Origin of the sequence: Streptomyces sp. CB03234 (assembly GCF_001905885.1) — a bacterium.
In the GTDB taxonomy this organism is placed as follows: domain Bacteria; phylum Actinomycetota; class Actinomycetes; order Streptomycetales; family Streptomycetaceae; genus Streptomyces.
Genome location: NZ_LIYH01000006.1, coordinates 289,138 through 306,118, shown reverse-complemented (window position 1 = coordinate 306,118; position 16,981 = coordinate 289,138). Strand labels below are relative to the sequence as shown.

General features: G+C 72.3%; 12 protein-coding genes. 5 read left to right on the top strand and 7 right to left on the bottom strand.

All coding sequences use genetic code 11. The features are described 5' to 3' along the window. Positions 1-24 precede the first annotated feature (24 nt). Entirely contained in the window at positions 25-891 is an 867-nt protein-coding gene (locus AMK26_RS27110; protein WP_073757390.1) for a helix-turn-helix domain-containing protein, read from the top strand. Positions 892-1,155: 264 nt separating this feature from the next. Beyond that, positions 1,156-1,356, top strand: coding sequence for a DUF397 domain-containing protein (locus AMK26_RS27105; RefSeq protein WP_073757389.1), 201 nt, complete (start codon positions 1,156-1,158; stop codon positions 1,354-1,356). 72 nt (positions 1,357-1,428) lie between these two features. Here AMK26_RS27105 and AMK26_RS27100 read toward each other — a convergent pair whose 3' ends face one another. Beyond that, positions 1,429-2,265 (bottom strand): hypothetical protein, encoded by an 837-nt coding sequence (locus tag AMK26_RS27100; RefSeq protein WP_073757388.1) that lies wholly within the window; start codon positions 2,263-2,265, stop codon positions 1,429-1,431. A gap of 54 nt (positions 2,266-2,319) precedes the next feature. Here AMK26_RS27100 and AMK26_RS27095 point away from each other — a divergent pair, with 54 nt between their 5' ends. Both AMK26_RS27095 and AMK26_RS27090 read left to right on the top strand, forming a co-directional pair. Then, positions 2,320-3,102 (top strand): SDR family oxidoreductase, encoded by a 783-nt coding sequence (locus AMK26_RS27095; RefSeq protein WP_073757387.1) that lies wholly within the window; start codon positions 2,320-2,322, stop codon positions 3,100-3,102. A 318-nt stretch (positions 3,103-3,420) separates the two neighbouring features. Continuing rightward, complete coding sequence (locus AMK26_RS27090) at positions 3,421-4,947, top strand: sodium:solute symporter family protein (protein WP_073757386.1); 1,527 nt, start codon at positions 3,421-3,423, stop codon at positions 4,945-4,947. On the opposite strand, the gene AMK26_RS27085 is transcribed toward AMK26_RS27090, so the two are convergent. The 4 genes from AMK26_RS27085 to AMK26_RS27065 form a co-directional block, all read right to left on the bottom strand. Next, a complete protein-coding gene (locus tag AMK26_RS27085) occupies positions 4,932-6,053 on the bottom strand; it encodes an ADP-ribosylglycohydrolase family protein (RefSeq protein WP_073757385.1) in 1,122 nt (373 codons plus the stop codon). The two genes, AMK26_RS27090 and AMK26_RS27085, sit on opposite strands and share 16 nt — an antisense overlap. A 126-nt stretch (positions 6,054-6,179) precedes the next feature. Further along, complete coding sequence (locus AMK26_RS27075; protein WP_241838084.1) at positions 6,180-9,911, bottom strand: ATP-binding protein; 3,732 nt, start codon at positions 9,909-9,911, stop codon at positions 6,180-6,182. Between the two features lie 4 nt (positions 9,912-9,915). Beyond that, complete coding sequence (locus tag AMK26_RS27070; RefSeq protein WP_198944169.1) at positions 9,916-12,498, bottom strand: bifunctional FO biosynthesis protein CofGH; 2,583 nt, start codon at positions 12,496-12,498, stop codon at positions 9,916-9,918. Positions 12,499-12,525: 27 nt separating this feature from the next. Then, positions 12,526-13,353: an LLM class F420-dependent oxidoreductase gene (locus AMK26_RS27065; RefSeq protein WP_073757382.1), complete on the bottom strand. Its 828-nt coding sequence runs from the start codon at positions 13,351-13,353 to the stop codon at positions 12,526-12,528. 91 nt (positions 13,354-13,444) lie between these two features. Here AMK26_RS27065 and AMK26_RS27060 point away from each other — a divergent pair, with 91 nt between their 5' ends. Next, positions 13,445-14,914 (top strand): CehA/McbA family metallohydrolase, encoded by a 1,470-nt coding sequence (locus AMK26_RS27060; RefSeq protein ID WP_073757381.1) that lies wholly within the window; start codon positions 13,445-13,447, stop codon positions 14,912-14,914. Here the strand turns inward: AMK26_RS27060 and AMK26_RS27055 are convergent. Both AMK26_RS27055 and AMK26_RS27050 read right to left on the bottom strand, forming a co-directional pair. Next, positions 14,904-15,221 carry a cupin gene (locus tag AMK26_RS27055; RefSeq protein ID WP_073757380.1) on the bottom strand — a complete coding sequence of 106 codons (318 nt, stop codon included), beginning with the start codon at positions 15,219-15,221 and terminating at the stop codon, positions 14,904-14,906. The genes AMK26_RS27060 and AMK26_RS27055 overlap by 11 nt on opposite strands. Positions 15,222-15,317: 96 nt before the next feature. Continuing rightward, positions 15,318-16,871 (bottom strand): APC family permease, encoded by a 1,554-nt coding sequence (locus AMK26_RS27050; protein ID WP_073757379.1) that lies wholly within the window; start codon positions 16,869-16,871, stop codon positions 15,318-15,320. Between the last annotated feature and the right edge of the window lie 110 nt (positions 16,872-16,981).

Sequence of the window (16,981 nt, the reverse complement as noted above, 5' to 3'; positions counted from 1 at the left end):
AAGCAGCCGGAGGTGCAGTTTCCCGTGGCGTCCAACGTCAACCCCACCGTCAGGCGACGCAGATTGGGCCAGGAGCTGCGCCGGCTGCGTGAGCTCAAGGGCATGACGGCGGAGGAGGTGGCGGAGCGCCTGCTCGTCTCGCAGTCGAAGATCAGCCGCCTTGAGAACGGCCGTCGCTCGATCAGCCAGCGCGATGTCCGTGATTTGTGCGGGGTGTACGAGGTCGAGGACCACCGTATCGTCGATTCGCTGATGCAGATGGCGAAGGACTCGCGCCAGCAGGGCTGGTGGCACGCCTTCGGCGACATCCCGTACAGCGTCTACATCGGCCTGGAGACGGACGCCGCCTCGCTGCGGGTGTACGAGCCCCAGGTCGTGCCGGGCCTGCTGCAGACCCGGCAGTACGCGGAGGCGCTGATCACCGGCGCGCTGCCCGAGTCGTCACCGGCCGACATCGAGAAGCGGGTCAACGTCCGCGCGCGCCGTCAGGAGCGCATCAAGGACGCCGAGACGCCGCTGCGCCTGTGGGCGGTGATCGACGAGTCGGCACTGCGCCGCGTCGTCGGCGACAAGCAGTTGATGATCCAGCAGCTGGAGCACCTGGTCGAGCAGTCGCACCTGCCGCACGTCACCGTGCAGGTGCTGCCGTTCGACATGGGCGCGCACCCCGGCATCAGTGGCCATTACGCCATCCTGGAGTTCCCGGACGCCGCCGACTCCTCGGTCGTCTACATCGAGGGCGTCACCAGTGATCTGTACCTGGAGAAGGCGAACGACGTGCAGCGGTACAGCGTGATGTACGAGCACCTGCGTGCCCAGGCGCTGAACGTGGAGCAGACGCGGCAGTTCATCGGCGAGGTCATCAAGGACTACACGGACCTGGCGCAGTGACGTCCCTGTTGCGCCCGTACTCCCCATGCTTCCGAATGCCTCGATTACAGCCGGAATGACGGGAAGTGGCCCAGCCCGCCGGGGAAGAAGCCGGTACGGTACACCCCGCCGGCTTCCAGCGGAAGACCCGCCTGGAATATGCCATCCGGTCGAGTGAACGCCCGCCCCGCACGCAGATCTCGACGAGTAGCGTCGATCACGCCAGCCCGCAGGTCGGGCCGGTGCGAGTCACTGCTGTCACTGTCGAGAACCGGAGCGGAGAAGATGGCAATCATTCAGGGCGCCACGGAGACCTGGACCAAGTCCTCGTATTCCGGCGGGAACGGCGCGTGCGTCGAGGTCAAGTCCCCCGTCGTCGCGGCGATCGCGGTACGGGACTCGAAGGTCCCCGCCGGTCCGTCGATCACGTTCGTCCCCGAGTCGTGGAACGCGTTCGTGCGTGAAGTGAGCACGGGGGCTCTCTGAAGTCCGCCGGCGCGTCACCGATGAGCCCTCTCGACTGGTCCGCCGTCCCGGCCGAGGGGGCTCGGTCATGCGCTAGCGCAATTGATCGACGTACCGGTCCGTCCCCGGCACCGTCGGGATGAAGGGGGCGACCAGTTCCAGCCGGCCCCGGTCGCCCGGGGCAAGGTCGGTGAAGTGGTCCTGCCAGCAGGTGCGGGGGTCCTGTTCCAGGAACCACAGCAGGGTCAGGCGGGTGTCGACCGCCTCCACCTGCTTGACGTACGTCATACGGTCGCCCGGCAGCGGCGTGGGGCGGAAGACGGTGACCATCGCGGCCGGTGAGCCGGCGAGGCGGCGTGGCAGGTACCGGGAGCGGAGCCACTCCAGGAGGGCCGCCCGCCGCTCCGGGGTCTCGGTGTCGATGACCTGGAGCACGAGCCCCGCGTAGGGGTGGTCCAGGGCGTGGTGGTCGCGGGGGCCGGCCGCGCCGTCGCGGTAGACGGTGGCCGCGTGGTCGTGGAACGCGGTGAAGATGTGCGTACGGGCCTGGTGGACGCGGCCGTCGCGGTTCAGGCGCTTGTTGATGGCGACGGTCCACTTCATGTGGTCGTCGTAGCGCCCTTCGGTGATCCAGTACGTGGAGAGGTAGCACCCCGCGGTCACCGGCTGTGCGACGGCCGACGTGGCCGGGTGGCGCAGCAGTCGCAGGTCGCGGGTGGCGACCCAGCGGCGGCCCGCCTGGATCCAGGGCATGGCCATCGCGCCCGCGTAGTAGTGGTCGTCCTCGTACCAGCGGTTGTACGCGTACTCGTGGCCGGGGTGCGGCTCGACCATGGTGATCAGGGCGTGGCCGGGTCGCACCCCGTAGGGGCCGACGGCCGCGAGCCGCGCGTACTCCTCGCTTCGCGTGTCATTGTCGTCGTCGCTCATGCGGCCTACTCTGACGGTGCGTCAGATACTCGTCCAGAGCCGGGGAGGCACCGGATGCTGCTGCGCGACAAGACCGTGATCGTGTCCGGCGTCGGGCCCGGCCTGGGTCACCAGGTGGCCGCGGCCGTCGTGCGGGACGGGGGTCACGCGGTGCTCGGTGCTCGTACGGAGGCGAAACTCGCCGCGTGTGCCGAGCGGATCGACCCGGAGGGGCGGCGCACCGCGTACCTCGCCACGGACATCACCGACGAGGGCCGGTGCGAGGCGCTGGCCGCGCTCGCCGTCGCGCGGTTCGGCGGGATCGACGCGGTCGTCCATGTCGCGGCGTACGACAGCCACTTCGGCGGGCTTCAGGACGCCGACTTCGCCGCCTGGCAGCGGGTGCTGGACGTCAACCTGCTGGGGACGCTGCGGATGACCCGGGCCTGCCTGCCGGCGCTGAAGACGCGCGGGGGCTGTGTGGTCATCGTCGGTACGCAGTCGGCGGTGGCCGCCCCGTCGCAGGTGCGGCAGGCGGCGTACGCGGCGTCCAAGGGCGCGCTGACGTCGGCGATGTACTCGCTGGCGCGCGAGCTGGGCCCGTACCGGATCCGGGTCAACACGGTGCTGCCCGGCTGGATGTGGGGGCCGCCGGTCCAGGCGTACGTACGCCTGACGGCCGAGGCCGAGGGCGTGGCGGAGGACGAGGTGCTGAGCCGGCTGGCCGAGCGGATGGCACTGCCGGAGCTCGCCACGGACGCCGATGCGGCCGAGGCGGCGGTGTTCCTCGCCTCCGACCGGGCGCGGGCGATCACGGGCCAGTCTCTGCTGGTCAACGCGGGCGAACTGATGAGGTAGAGCGCCCTCCCTTTCGCCGACCGCACGGGACCCGCATCCCGTGCGGTCGCTGTGCCATGTGTCGTACGGACCTGACGAAGCGCACGATCATCGTGTGGCCGCCGCCACGGCCGCGACAACGACCCCGTGGGTCAAGAAAAGGTAAAACTGTTCTGCTTTCTGATCCACGTTCATATTTGTGACCACAGGATCTCTTGACCCGCTGCTCGAACTGGCGGTTCAATCCCCGAAGTCCCCGCTCCCGCACGGGGGCGCCGCTGACCGGACGTACTGACGACGCGCTTCGACGTTCACAAGGCGGACCCCTGGAGGGGGCACATGAACAGTCTCGACTGGGCCGTGCTCATCGGCTACTTCGGTGTGATGGTCGCGATCGGCCTCTGGTCGCACAAACGCGTGGACAACGTCAGCGACTTCTTCACCGCCGGCGGCAAGATGCCGTGGTGGCTGTCGGGCATCTCGCACCACATGTCCGGCTACAGCGCGGTGATGTTCACCGGATACGCGGGCATCGCCTACACGTACGGCGTCACCTCGTACGTCACCTGGTCCTTCCCCATCGCGATCGGGATCGCCATCGGCGCCCACCTCTTCGCGCCCCGGCTCAACCGGCTGCGCTCGCGGCTGCACGTCGCCTCGCCGCTCGAATACCTGAAGAACCGCTACAACCTGCCGACCCAGCAGGCCCTCGCCTGGTCCGGCGTCCTGCTGAAGATCGTCGACGTGGGCGCCAAATGGGCCGCCATCGCCACGCTGCTGTCCGTCTTCACCGGCATCTCGCTCAACCAGGGCATCCTCATCACCGGTGTCATCACCGGCATCTACTGCACCGTAGGCGGGCTGTGGGCCGACGCCCTCACCGAACTCGGCCAGTTCATCATCCAGTTCTTCGCCGGCATCGCCATGCTCGTCGCCGTCATGGCGAAGCTCGGCGGCTTCAGCGCCCTGTGGACCGTGTGGGACCGGCCCGAGCTCCAGGGGCACACCGCGCCGACCGCCGGACCGTACACGGTGACCTTCCTCCTCGCGTACCTCTTCATCAAGACATTCGAGTACAGCGGCGGCATGTGGAACCAGGCACAGCGCTACATGGCCACGCCCACCGCCCGCGAGGCGACCCGCTCCGGGCGGCTGTCGGCGGTCCTGTGGTTCGTCTGGCCGCTGGTCCTGTTCTTCCCCATGTGGTGCGCACCGCTGCTGGTCACGCCCGAGAAGCCCGACGCGTCCGACTCCTACGCCCTGATGACCGAACAGCTGCTGCCGCACGGGCTGCTCGGCCTGGTCATCGTCGGGTTCTTCTCCCACACCATGGCCATGTGCTCCTCCGACGCCAACGCCATCGCGGCCGTCTTCACCCGGGACATCGCGCCCGCCCTCTCCAAGGCGGCCCGCTCCTGGTCGCACCGGGCCGGGCTGCTGGCCGCCCGCTGGTCGACCGTGGCGTTCCTCGGCCTGTCGATGGCGATCGCGACGCAGGTCAACTCCCCGACGTTCGGCGACATCATCACCGTCGTCATCAAGTGGGTGGCCGGCCTGATGGGGCCGATCGCCATCCCGTTCATGCTCGGTCTGCTGCGTACGTTCCGCAGGTCCGGGCCGACTGCGGCACTGGTGTCGTGGGCGGCCGGCCTGTTCGTGTTCTGGCTGACGAACTACGGGCTCGACGGCATCGAGCTGCAGATCCAGATCGTCTCGCCGCTGGCCACGTCGCTGATCCTGTACGTACTCATCGGCTTCATCAAGCCGGAGGACACCCCGCAGCGGGACGCCGTGCTGGACAAGCTGCACTCCGACGACGGCAGCCCGGCCGCCGCCGCCGTCCCCGAGCGTCAGCCCCTGGGGTAGCGGGCCAGCCAGCCCGGCGCGGAGACCGCCGGGCCGTGCAGGGCCCGGCCCTGCGTCATCTCCATGGCGAAGTCGTCCGCCAGCTGAAGGATCGTGGGCCGCCCTTCCAGCTCGGCCAGCCAGGCCGGCGGGAGGGCGGTCTCGCCGTGCAGGGCGCCCAGCAGCGCCCCGGTGAGGGCGCCGGTGGTCTGCGACGGGCCGTCGTGGTTGACCGCGAGCCGCAACCCGTGCCGGACGTCCTCGCCGACGAGCGCGCAGTAGACCGCGATGGCCAGGGCGTCCTCAGCGTGCTCCCCGTCGGTGTCGCCCAGCGACGCGATCCGCGCGGGGCTCGGGATCCCCTGCCGTACGGCACCCAGGGCGTGCTTCAGCGCGTCACTGACCGGCTCGTGACCGGGGCGCGCCGCCAGCTGCGCCAGCGCCCGCTGCACGGAACCGTCCACGCTCTCGCCCCGGGCCAGGCCGTGCACGACGACGGCGAAGGCACCGGCCGACAGGTACGCGGTGGGGTGGCCGTGCGTCTGGACGGCGCACTCGACGGCGAGCTGGCACACCAGCTGCGGCTCCCAGCCCACCAGCAGCCCGTACGGCGCGGAGCGCACCAGGGCGCCGGCGTCGCGGGCGGCCGGGTTCTTCGGCTTGTCCAGGGTGCCGAGGATCTCGTCGCCCAGACCCGTGAGGGTGGCGTGCGCGGGGTCGCGGCGGGCGTACAACCACTCCTCGCACGCCAGCCAGCCGTTGTCCTTGCGGCGCTCGTCGGGACCCCAGTCGCGCTGGGTGGCGGCCCACCGCAGATGGGCACGGTGCACATCGGTCGGCGGATGCCACGCACCGGTGTCGCGGCGCACCTGGGCACGTATCAGACCGTCCACGGTGAACAGGGTCAGCTGGGTCGCGGACGTCACGGCACCGCGCCGCCCGTACGCGGGCGCCAGGTCGGTCAGCCCGTCGGCCCCGTGCGCCGCCCGGATCGCCTCGACGGACAACCCGGACACGCCCGCCCCCAGGGCGTCCCCGATGGCGGCACCCAGGAGGCAGCCCCGCACCCGGGCACGGAAGTCCTGCTGCTCGGCCCGGCCCCAGACAGCCGCGGCTGCTGCACTCACCTCGCGTCCCTCCCGTCGCCCGTGGACGTCACTGTCGGCGCGCAGCACTGTAATCGAAGGAATCGAGGGGCCCGGGGGGCGGAGTGTTATGGGCACGGACGCCCGTCAGGGGTGGGTTTGAGGGGTTCACCGGCCTGTGCCGAAGGCGTCCCGGGCGGCCTCCACCCGGCGCAGCCGAGGCTCCAGCTCGGCCGGGTCGGCGCCGGGGCACTGGAGGAGCTCGGCCAGGGTGTGGGCCGTGCGGGCCAACTCGTTCCAGGGCGGCGCGGCGGTGAGGAAGCCGGCGAGCAGGTCGTCGGCGTGCGACCACTCCCCGAGGGCGCAGACGGCGACGAGCGGATGGGTCAGGCCGGCGGCCCGCCAGTGGCCGGCCGCCGCGGACAGGCCCTCGATACGGCTCACGGCCATCGCGAGCAGCGGGGCACCCGCGCCGGGGTCCTCGGCGGACAGCAGCTCCGCCTCCCGGCGGGCGATGCCGAGACGGCCCGCCCTGCGGTGCGCCTGGCTGCCCAGAGCGCGGTCGGGCACGCCGGCGAGGGCGGCGAGCGCCTCGTCGGGGCGGCCGAGCAGGAGCTGGACGACCGCCCGGCCACGGAGTGCCCACGCGGTCTCGTGCCCCAGCTCCAGGCACCGGTCGAGGTCGGCGAGCGCCTCCGGCAGCCGGCCGGTGGCCTGGTGGAACACGGCCCGGCGCTCGTGGACGTACCCCTCCGAAGAATCCATGGCGACCGCCCGGTCCAGCTCCCGCCGCGCGTCGTGGTACTGGCGGCGGTCCTGAAGGACGGCACCCCGCTCGGCGACGATCCAGGCCTTGTCGGGGGCCAGCGCTTCGGCGCGGTCGAGGTCGGCGAGGGCGGCCTCGTGGCGGCCCAGCGCGCGGAGCGCTTGGCCCCGGCTGCCCACGGCCCAGTAGCTGTCCGGCGCGAGCGCGACGGCCCGGTCGAAGAACGTGATGGCCTGCCCGTGGAGGCCGGCCCTACGGTGCCCCTCCCCCGCCAACGTGAGCACGCGGGCGTCGTCCGGGGCCAGTTCGGCCGCCCGTACGCGATCCGCCAGCCCTCCCCGCACATCACCCGTGCGTTCCCGCACGGAGGACCGGACGACGAACGTCCACGCGTCACCGCCGCCCACCTCGATGGCACGGTTCAGATCCACGAGGGCCTCCTCCATGCGCCCATGACGCTCGTGGATCGAAGCACGCGTGGCAAGGGCGGCCGGGTCGTCCGGGGCGAGCTCCAGGGCGCGGTCCACGTCGGCGGCGGCTTCCTCGTACCGCCCCACCCGGTGCAGCGCGAACGCCCGCAGCCGCCAGTTGTCCGCCCGCTCCGGGCCCACCTCCACCGCGCGGTCGAGGTCGGCCACGGCCTCCTCGTGGCGGCCCGCCTCGTCGAGGGCGTCCGCCCGCACCCACAACGCCCAGGAATCGCCGGGCGCCGCCTCCACCGCCCGGTCGAGGGCGGCGAACCGGCCGGCCGTGTCGCCCAGCCGGGCGAGGATCTCCGCCCGCCGGACGAGCGCCCACGCGTAGTCGGGCTTCAGCTCCACCGCTCGCGCCAGGTCCGCCAGCGCCTCCTCGGTCCTGCCCAGGGCTTCGTGCGCCATCGCGCGGCTGCCAAAGGCCCAGGCGTACCCGGGGTCGAGGGCTATAGCCCGGTCGTACGCGGCGATGGCCTCCTCGTACCGCCCCGCGTACCGGTAGGTCTCCCCGCGCTCGCCGAGGGTCCAGGGGTCGTCCGGCTTCAGCGCCTCCGCCCGGTCGAGGTCCCTCAGCGCGCCCTCGGTGTCGCCCAGGCCACGGAGGACATGGGCGCGGCGGTGGAGGGCCCAGCGGTAGTCCGGCCTGATGTCCAGGGCCAGGTCGACGTCCGCCAGGGCCTCACGGGGCCGCTCCAGGGCTTCGTGGACGGCGGCCCGGGAGGCGAGTGCCGTCGCGTCGGAGGGGTCCAGGGCCAGGGCCCGGTCCAGCTCCCGCAGCGCCTCGGCCGGGCGGCCCGCGCCCCGGTGGGTCTCGCCCCGTTCGCGGATGATCCGCGGTGTGTCCGGGCGCAGTTCCTCCGCCCGGGCGAAATCGGCCAGGGCCTCGTCCCAGGCGCCGAGGAGACGGCGCGTCACGCCCCGGTCGAACCAGCCGCGCCAGTCGCCGGGCGCCAGGTCGATCATCCGGTCGCAGTCGGCGAGCGACTCGTCGTACCGGTCGGCCACCCGGTGGTGGTACGACCGGGCGTCGAGCGCCCGGATCCGGCCCTCGACGTCCAGCCCGCCGCGCGCCAGCAGCAGGCCCAGCACCCGGACGACGCCGCGCTCCTCGTCGCCGAGGACGCCCAGGCAGTCGTTCCCCCACCGCCGCGGGACCTCCGCGTCCGAGTCCTGGCCCGCCGCCGCCAGGGTGCGCGCCCAACGGCGGGCGGCGGCCGTGCCCTCCTTGCAGGCGTCCGGCCCGTCCGCCAGGGCGGTGGGCAGCGCGCCGCGCGGGTCGGCGCACAGCAGGTGGTAGAGCTCCTCCTCGCGCAGCTCGCGCCAGTGGGTGTCGCCCCACAGCCCGTCGGGGCCGAGCCCGGCGGCGGCCGAGGCCCGCCACCCGGCGAAGGTCTCCGCGAGCCGCCCGTGCGCCTCGCGCCAGCGGCGCGGGGAGTCGGTCCGCTGGAGGCGCAGCATGGGGTCGCGTACGACGTCGTGGTACTTGGCGTGGCCGTCGCCCTCGGAGACGAAGGGCAGGGCCCGCAGCCACCCGAAGAGATCGGCGGATTCCTCGGTCGCCGCGGTGAACACGTCCTCGTTCAGCCGGCGCGGCAACGCGCAGGCCAGGGCGGCGGCGCGGCGGGCCGGGTCGTCCTCCCACTTGAGGAAGCGGTCCACGGCGGTCGCGCCCGCGGTGTTGGGCTCGCCGGGCTTCTCGGCGAGGGTGGTGACGAGCACCGGCAGGCCCCTCGACAGGCGCAGCACGTCCTGGACGACCGACTCGTCCACGATGCCCTTCGCGGACAGCAGGCGGCGGGTCTCGGGCTCGGTGAAGGGCTCGAGCGGCAGCTCCTCGATCAGCTCCGCGACGTCCGCCCAGCAGCCGGGATCGAGGCGGCGCCGACCGGCCAGCGTGAGTACGGCGTTGCCGGGCAGCGCCCCGTAGCGGGCGCCCGTCATCAGGTCGCGCAGCCAGGTGTCGAGGAACGGTGCGGTGCGCTCGTAGGTGTCGAAGAAGAGCGCCAGCCACGGGACCTCGGCGGCCACCCGGTCCAGTTCCGCCACCAGGACGGGCGTGAGCACCTTGAGGGGGTCGAGGACGAGCTGGACGTCCTCGGGGTTGTGGAAGCGGGCGCTGAGAGCGGCCCTCAACTGGTCGGCGCGCCGGGCCAGCTGCGCCGGGTCGATGGCACCGGTGAACGCTCCGACGACCGGCACCATGCCCGCCCCGATCAGCCCAGCCTGGGCGGCGGCCATGCCGACCGGTGACGGTGAGGGGCCGGCCTGGTCGCCCACCACCGACAACTCCGCCTCGTGGCGGCGCTGCCGGTAGGTCGCCAGCTGACGGTCCAGCGCCTTGAGGGCATGGCCCTGCCGGGCGAAACGGGCACTGATCGCCGCCATCGCCTCGGGCACGCTGTTGACGTCCTCGTCGACGTACGCCGTGACGGCCCCGAGCCTGTCGGCCGTCTCCTGCAGCTCGCGCACCAGCGTCGTCTTGCCGACGCCCGCGTTGCCCACGATGTGGAAGACGAAACGGTGCCGCTCGTCGTCCGGAGCGGTGTCGAAGTTCGCCCGGAACAGCGCCCTTTCCCGTTCCCGTCCCACGAAACCCGCCCGGCGCCGGCGCTCGATGAGCTCTCCCATCGATGGCCGCGCCGCCCCCGCCCCGGTCCTCATGGGATCAGTCTGTCAGCACCGGCAGCAGTTCCGGGAGGTGTCCGTCGGATGCCGCCGCCGCCCGCTGCCGCTCCTCGGGGACCTCGCCGTACAGCGTCGTACGGGCGCGGGCCGGGCGGCCGGCGGCTTCGGCGATCGCGACGAGGTCCCGGACGGACTTGTACGAGCCGTAGGAGGAGCCCGCCATGCGGGAGATGGTCTCCTCCATGAGCGTGCCGCCGAGGTCGTTGGCGCCGGAGCGGAGCATGTCGGCGGCGCCGTCGGCGCCCAGCTTCACCCAGCTGGTCTGGATATTGGGGATGTGCGGGTGGAGCAGGACGCGGGCCATGGCGGTGACGGCGCGGTTGTCGCGGGTGGTGGGGCCGGGGCGGGCGATGCCGGCGAGGTAGACGGGGGCGTTGGTGTGGATGAAGGGCAACGTCACGAACTCGGTGAAGCCACCGGTCTCCTGCTGGATCCGCGCGAGGGTACGGAAGTGGCCGAGCCAGTGGCGGGGCTGGTCGACGTGCCCGTACATCATGGTCGACGAGGACCGGATGCCCAGCTCGTGGGCGGTTTTCACCACCTCGATCCAGGTGGCCGCCGGCAGCTTGCCCTTGGTCAGGACCCACCGCACCTCGTCGTCGAGGATCTCCGCGGCCGTCCCCGGGATGGAGTCCAGGCCGGCCTCCTTCGCGGCGGTCAGCCACTCGCGGATCGACAGGCCCGTGCGGGTCGCGCCGTTGACGACCTCCATCGGCGAGAAGGCGTGGACGTGCATGCCCGGTACCCGGTCCTTGACCGCCCGGGCGATGTCGAAGTACGCCGTGCCCGGCACGTCCGGGTGGATGCCGCCCTGCATGCACACCTCGACCGCGCCCACCTCCCACGCCTGCTGGGCCCGGTCGGCGACCTGGTCCAGGGACAGGGTGTACGCGTCGGCATCCGTGCGGCGCTGGGCGAAGGCGCAGAAGCGGCAGCCGGTGTAGCAGACGTTGGTGAAGTTGATGTTGCGGGTGACGATGTAGGTGACGTCGTCGCCCACGGCCGTCTTCCGGATGTCGTCCGCGACCCGGCACAGCGCGTCCAGCGCCGGCCCGTCCGCGTGCAGCAGCGCCAGCGCCTGCTCGTCCGTCAGCCGCGTCGGGTCGCCGGCGGCGACCGCGAGGGCCTCGCGTACGTCGGTGTCGATGCGCTGCGGCACCATGCCGGGTGCGGCGGCCTCCCGCAGCGCCTCCCAATCGCCGTACACCTCGTCGAAGTCGTCCCGCCGGTCGGCGGTGCGGCCCTCCGTGTCGATGGTGCGGTGCAGGTCGGTACGGCCCGACGCGGTGAACGCCTCGTCGGGCTCCTGCCACGGCAGGCCGCGCACCTCGGCGTCCGGGTTCGCGAGCCCCGTGGCCGGGTCGGCGAGGGCGCGGACGTGCGGCAGCAGGCGCGGGTCGAGCCACGGCTCGCCGCGCGTGACGAACTCGGGGTAGACGCAGAGACGTTCACGCAGCTCGAAACCGGCGGCCGCCGACTTCTCCGCCAGCGCGTCGATCTGCGGCCAGGGCCGCTCGGGGTTCACATGGTCGATGGTGAGCGGCGACACCCCGCCCCAGTCGTCGATCCCGGCGCCGATGAGCCGCCCGTACTCCCCGTCGACCAGGTTCGGCGGGGCCTGCAGACACGCCGACGGGCCCATGATGTGCCGGGCCACCGCGACCGTCGCCACCAGGTCGTCCAGTTCGGCGTCCGGCATGCCGCGCATCGCCGTGTCCGGCTTGGCGCGGAAGTTCTGGATGATCAGCTCCTGGATGCCGTGGTACGCCCGCGCCACCCGCCGCAGCGCGAACAGCGACTCCGCCCGCTCCTCGTACGTCTCCCCGATCCCGATGAGCAGCCCGCTGGTGAACGGCACCGACGACCGGCCCGCGTCCTCCAGGACCCGCAGCCGCACGGCCGGCTCCTTGTCGGGGGAGCCGTAGTGCGGGCCGCCCGGCTCGGACCACAGCCGGGTCGCCGTCGTCTCCAGCATCATGCCCATGGACGGCGCCACCGGCTTCAGCCGCTGGAAGTCGGTCCACGACAGGACACCCGGGTTGAGGTGCGGCAGCAGCCCGGTCTCCTCCAGGATCCGGATCGCCATGGCCCGTACGTACGCGAGGGTGTCGTCGTACCCGTGCGCGTCCAGCCACTCCCGCGCCTCGGGCCAGCGGTCCTCGGGCTTGTCGCCCAGCGTGATCAGCGCTTCCTTGCAGCCCAGTTCGGCGCCCCGGCGGGCGATGTCCAGCACCTCGTCCGGCGACATGAACATCCCGTGCCCGGCCCGCCGCAGCTTGCCGGGCACGGTCGCGAACGTGCAGTAGTGGCACGTGTCCCGGCACAGCCGGGTGAGCGGGACGAACACGCTCTTCGAGTACGTGATGACCCCGGCCCGCCCGGCCGCCGCCAGCCCGGCGTCCCGCACCCGCGCGGCCGACGCGGCCAGGTCGTCCAGGTCCGCGCCGCGCGCCTGAAGCAGGACGGCGGCCTCGGTGACGTCCAGCGCCACCCCGTCCCTGGCCCGCTTGAGGGCGCGTCGCATGGCGTTGGGGGTGGGGCGTCCGGACTGGTCATCGGTCATGGACCCGAGCATACGAGCGCGGGGCTCCTACACGTACTGGGCGTACTCGTCCAGCGTCCGCAGCACCTCGGCCTCGCCCGACGGCGGGAGTTGAACGACGGCCTCCGTTATGCCGAGGTCGGCGAAGTGGGCGAGCTTGCCCGCCGAGGGGCGCACGGCGTAGGGGACGACCTGGAGGGCCCCGGGGTCGCGGCCCGCCTTCTCCCAGGTCTCCCGCAGCACCGGGAGCGTCTCGGTCAGGCCCCGGCCGCCGATGGGGAGCCAGCCGTCGGCGTACTCGGCGATGTGGGCGAAGAGCTTGGGGCCGGCCGCGCCGCCGATCAGGGTGCGAGGAGCGCCGCCGACCGGTTTGGGCCAGGCCTGGGACGCGCGTACGGAGGCGGTCTCGCCTTCGTACGCGGTGGGTTCGGCCGCCCACAGGGCGCGCATCAGGGCCATCCGGTCGCGGGTGCGTTCCCGGCGGGCGCTCCACGTCACGCCGTGGTCCTCCGCCTCCTCCCTGTTCCAGCCGTAGCCGATGCCGAGGGTGAAGCGGCCGCCGGAGAGGTGGTCGAGGGTGGCGACCTGCTTGGCCAGGTCGATCGGGTCGTGCTGGGCGACGAGCGTGATGCCGGTGCCCAGGCCGAGCCGCTCGGTGACGGCGGCGGCCTGGCCGAGCGCGATGAACGGGTCGAGGGTGCGGCCGTACTCGGGCGGCAGGTCGCCGCCCGCCGGGTAGGGGCTGGTGCGTTCGACGGGGATGTGGGTGTGCTCGGGCAGGTAGAGGCCCGCGAAGCCACGCTGTTCCAGCTCGCGCGCGAGTCGTACCGGGGTGATGGTCTGGTCCGTGAGGAAAATCGTCGTCGCGATGCGCATGACCGCCCAACGTATGGCGTCCGGCGGTGAATTCCGAGACCGTCGCCTCGGGTTGGCGGGGAATTCACCGGCCGCGAGGAGGGTGGCACCCATGATGGGCAGACGAGGATTCGTGACGGGCGCGGCGGGGGCCTTCGCCGCCCCGGGACTGCGCTTCACCCCCGGGCAGACCGAGCAGGTGCTGCGCGGCACCCTGCCGCCCGGTTCGCCCGACTACGTGTACGTGCCGGTCGAGGTACCGCGCGGGGTGCGGGAGATCCGGGTGTCGTACGCGTACGAACGGCCCGCCGTCCCGCCCGGGACGCAGGGCAACGCCCTGGACATCGGCGTCTTCGACGAGCGCGGCACCGAGCTGGGCGGGCGCGGCTTCCGTGGCTGGTCGGGCGGCGCCCGCACCGAGTTCTTCCTCCGCGCCGACGACGCCACGCCCGGCTACCTCCCGGGGCCCGTGCGGGCGGGCACCTGGCACATCGCGCTCGGCCCGTACACGGTCGCCCCCGGCGGCCTGGCGTACACGGTGACGGTCCGCCTCACGTACGGCACGCCCGGCCGTACGCCCGCGCCCGTGTACCCGCCGGAGCGCGCCCGGGGGCGGGGCCGGGCCTGGTACCGGGGCGACTGCCACCTGCACTCGGTGTACTCCGACGGGCGCCGTACCCCCGCCGAGATCGCGGCCGCAGCGCGCGCCGCCGGGCTGGACTTCATCAACACCTCCGAGCACAACACGCACGCCGCCCACCGGGCGTGGGAGGGCCTGTGGGGCGACGACCTGCTGATCCTGACCGGCGAGGAGGTCACCACGCGCAACGGTCACGTCGTCGCCATCGGCACCGACCCCGGCACGTTCGTCGACTGGCGCTACCGGGCCCGCGACAACCGCTTCGGGCACTACGCCCGCGCGATCCGCCGGGCCGGCGGCCTGGTCGTCCCGGCCCACCCGCACGCCACGTGCATCGGCTGCAACTGGAAGTTCGGGTTCGCCGACGCGGACGTGGTGGAGGTGTGGAACGGCCCGTACACCCCGGACGACGAGGTGACGCTCGCCGACTGGGACAGCACCCTGGCCACAGCAGGGCGGTGGACCCCGGCGATGGGCAGCAGCGACGCGCACCGCGAGCCCCAGAAGGTGGGCGAGCCGCAGACGGTCGTCCTCGCCGACGACCTGACCCGCGAGGCGGTCCTGGCCGGGCTGCGCGCGGGGCGGTCGTACGTCGCCGAGTCGGCCGCCGTGTCGCTGTCCTTCACGGCCACGGGCGGGCGCGGCGACCGTGCGGGGATCGGTGACCGGCTCGCCGTACCGCCCGACGCCCCGGTGACGGTCCGCCTGGAGGTGGCGGGCGCCCCGGGCTGCACGGCCCGCTTCGTCACCGACCAGGGCGTCCTGCACACGGCGCCGCCGCTGCCCGCGTCGGGCACGGGCACGGCCGAGTGGACGACGACGGCCGCGTACGCCACGTACGTCCGCGCGGAGGTCCGCCACCCGGCCACGGCCCCGGGCCTCCCGGGCGCTCTGGCGGCGTTCACCAACCCGGTGTTCCTGGGGGACGGGCTCAGTCGTTGACGGCGGTGAGCAGGACCGCCGCGTCCGTCACCGCCGTCAGCCCGTGCCGCTCCGGCGGCAGCAGGTACAGGGAGCCCATGGTCAGCTCCGTGTCGCCGGACTGGGCCGTCACCTTCACCACGCCCCGCAGCACCTGGAGGGACGCGGCGGGTGGGGTGTTGTGCTCGTCGAGCGAGGTGCCGGCGGTGAGCGCGATGACGCTCTGCCGCAGCGGCGGGTCGCGCAGGATCAGGTTCGCGCTGCGGCCGTGTTCGTCGGCGTGGGCGGCTACGAGGTGTTCCTCGGCGATGGCGTTGAGGTCATACATACCGTCCACCTTGCCGCCATGCCGGAGGCTACGCATACGGAAGGGCGGGCACCGTGCCGTCCCACGGTGTCCGCCCTTCCGGCTCAGGTGTGTGCGTCAGTCCGCGACGACGAGGGCAGGGGTCTCCTGGGTGAGGACCTCGCCGCGGAAGAACGCCGGGCTGCGGCGCTGCATCACCAGCATGATCACCACGCCGAGCAGCAGCAGGCCCACGCCGATCACGAAGACCGAGCCGATGCCGAACACCGACGAACCGCTGCCGTAGGCCGGGTCCCAGATGTCGTACAGCGTCTGGCCGAAGACGGCGGTGAGCATCAGGCCGCCGAGGCCCGGGAAGATGCCCTTGACGGCCAGGTCGCGCACCGAGCGGCGCAGCTCACGGCGGAAGAACCAGACGCAGGCGAAGGCGGTGATCGCGTAGTAGAAGCAGATCATCAGGCCGAGCGCGTAGATGGTGTCGATGAGGACGTTCTCGCTCAGCAGCGACATCACGGCGTAGAAGGCGCCGGTGGCGACACCCGCGATGACGGTGGCACGGCCGGGGGTCTTGAAGCGCGGGTGGACCTTGGCGAACGAGGCCGGCATCGCCTGGTACGTGCTCATGGCCAAGGCCGTGCGCGCCACCGGGATGAAGGTGGTCTGCAGGCTCGCGGCCGCGGAGGCGACGACGGCGAGGAAGAGCAGGACGCCGAGGCCGGAGCCCATGATCGGTTCGGCGAGGACGGCGAACACGTTGTCCGCGGTGTCGGGGTTGCCAAGGCCCGTGCCCTTGTCGCCGATGCCCGCGTACATCTGCGAGGCGATGGCGATCATCAGGTACGAGGCGACGATCACGACCATGGCGAGCATGGCGGCGCGGCCGGGCGTACGGGCGCTGCCGGTGCTCTCCTCGTTGATGGACAGGCAGGCGTCCCAGCCCCAGTAGATGAAGATCGACAGGGACAGGCCGGCGGTGAAGGCGGCGAAGGACTCGACGCCGAAGGGGTTCATCCAGGACCAGGAGAAGTCGAGCGATCCGGCGACCTCGTCGGCCTTGGTGATCGCCATGAAGGCGAAGATCAGCAGGACGGTGAGCTGGAGGCCGACCAGAGCGTACTGGACCCACTTGGTGGCGGTGATGCCCCGGTAGCTGATGGCGGTGGCGACCGCGATGAAGAGGAGGGTGGTGGCGATGTGCGCGGCCTTGTTGCCGTCGAGGGCGGCGACCGATTCGCTGCCGGTGACCTCACCGAGGAGCAGATAGAAGTAGGAGGTCGCGACACCCGCGAGGTTGGAGAGCACCACGATGGTGGCGACGAGCAGGCCCCAGCCGCACATCCACCCGACACGCGGGCCGAAGGCCTTCACCGACCAGGTGAAGGACGTGCCGCAGTCCGGCACCGCGCGGTTCAGCTCGCGGTAGGCGAAGGCCACCAGAAGCATCGGCAGGAATCCGGCGAGGAAGATCGCCGGCATCTGCAGCCCGACCTCACTGACCGTAGGGCCGAGGGTGGCCGTGAGGCAGTAGACGGGGGCGACGGTGGACACACCGATGACGGCGCCACCCATGAGCCCGACCGAGTTGTCGCCGAGGCCCTTCTTGCGTACGCCCCCTTGGGCGCCGCTCATTACCGTGTCTCCGGCCTGGGGCCGCGCTTCTACCTGAGTCATGCAGAGGACGTTAGGTGCTGCGGTTTCCACATCCGGAAGAAGGAACTCCGCGATCTTTGCCTTGCATTCCAGGGCTCAGACCCCTCCCATAGCACAGAAAGAAAGATCAC

Excerpts from the sequence above, each read along its gene's own strand:
- AMK26_RS27105 (WP_073757389.1), top strand. The coding sequence starts at position 1,156 with ATGGCAATCATTCAGGGCGCCACGGAGACCTGGACCAAGTCCTCGTAT.
- AMK26_RS27100 (WP_073757388.1), bottom strand. The coding sequence starts at position 2,265 with ATGAGCGACGACGACAATGACACGCGAAGCGAGGAGTACGCGCGGCTC.
- AMK26_RS27095 (WP_073757387.1), top strand. The coding sequence starts at position 2,320 with ATGCTGCTGCGCGACAAGACCGTGATCGTGTCCGGCGTCGGGCCCGGC.
- AMK26_RS27090 (WP_073757386.1), top strand. The coding sequence starts at position 3,421 with ATGAACAGTCTCGACTGGGCCGTGCTCATCGGCTACTTCGGTGTGATG.
- AMK26_RS27075 (WP_241838084.1), bottom strand. The coding sequence starts at position 9,911 with ATGAGGACCGGGGCGGGGGCGGCGCGGCCATCGATGGGAGAGCTCATC.
- AMK26_RS27070 (WP_198944169.1), bottom strand. The coding sequence starts at position 12,498 with ATGACCGATGACCAGTCCGGACGCCCCACCCCCAACGCCATGCGACGC.
- AMK26_RS27065 (WP_073757382.1), bottom strand. The coding sequence starts at position 13,353 with ATGCGCATCGCGACGACGATTTTCCTCACGGACCAGACCATCACCCCG.
- AMK26_RS27060 (WP_073757381.1), top strand. The coding sequence starts at position 13,445 with ATGATGGGCAGACGAGGATTCGTGACGGGCGCGGCGGGGGCCTTCGCC.
- AMK26_RS27055 (WP_073757380.1), bottom strand. The coding sequence starts at position 15,221 with ATGTATGACCTCAACGCCATCGCCGAGGAACACCTCGTAGCCGCCCAC.
- AMK26_RS27050 (WP_073757379.1), bottom strand. The coding sequence starts at position 16,871 with ATGACTCAGGTAGAAGCGCGGCCCCAGGCCGGAGACACGGTAATGAGC.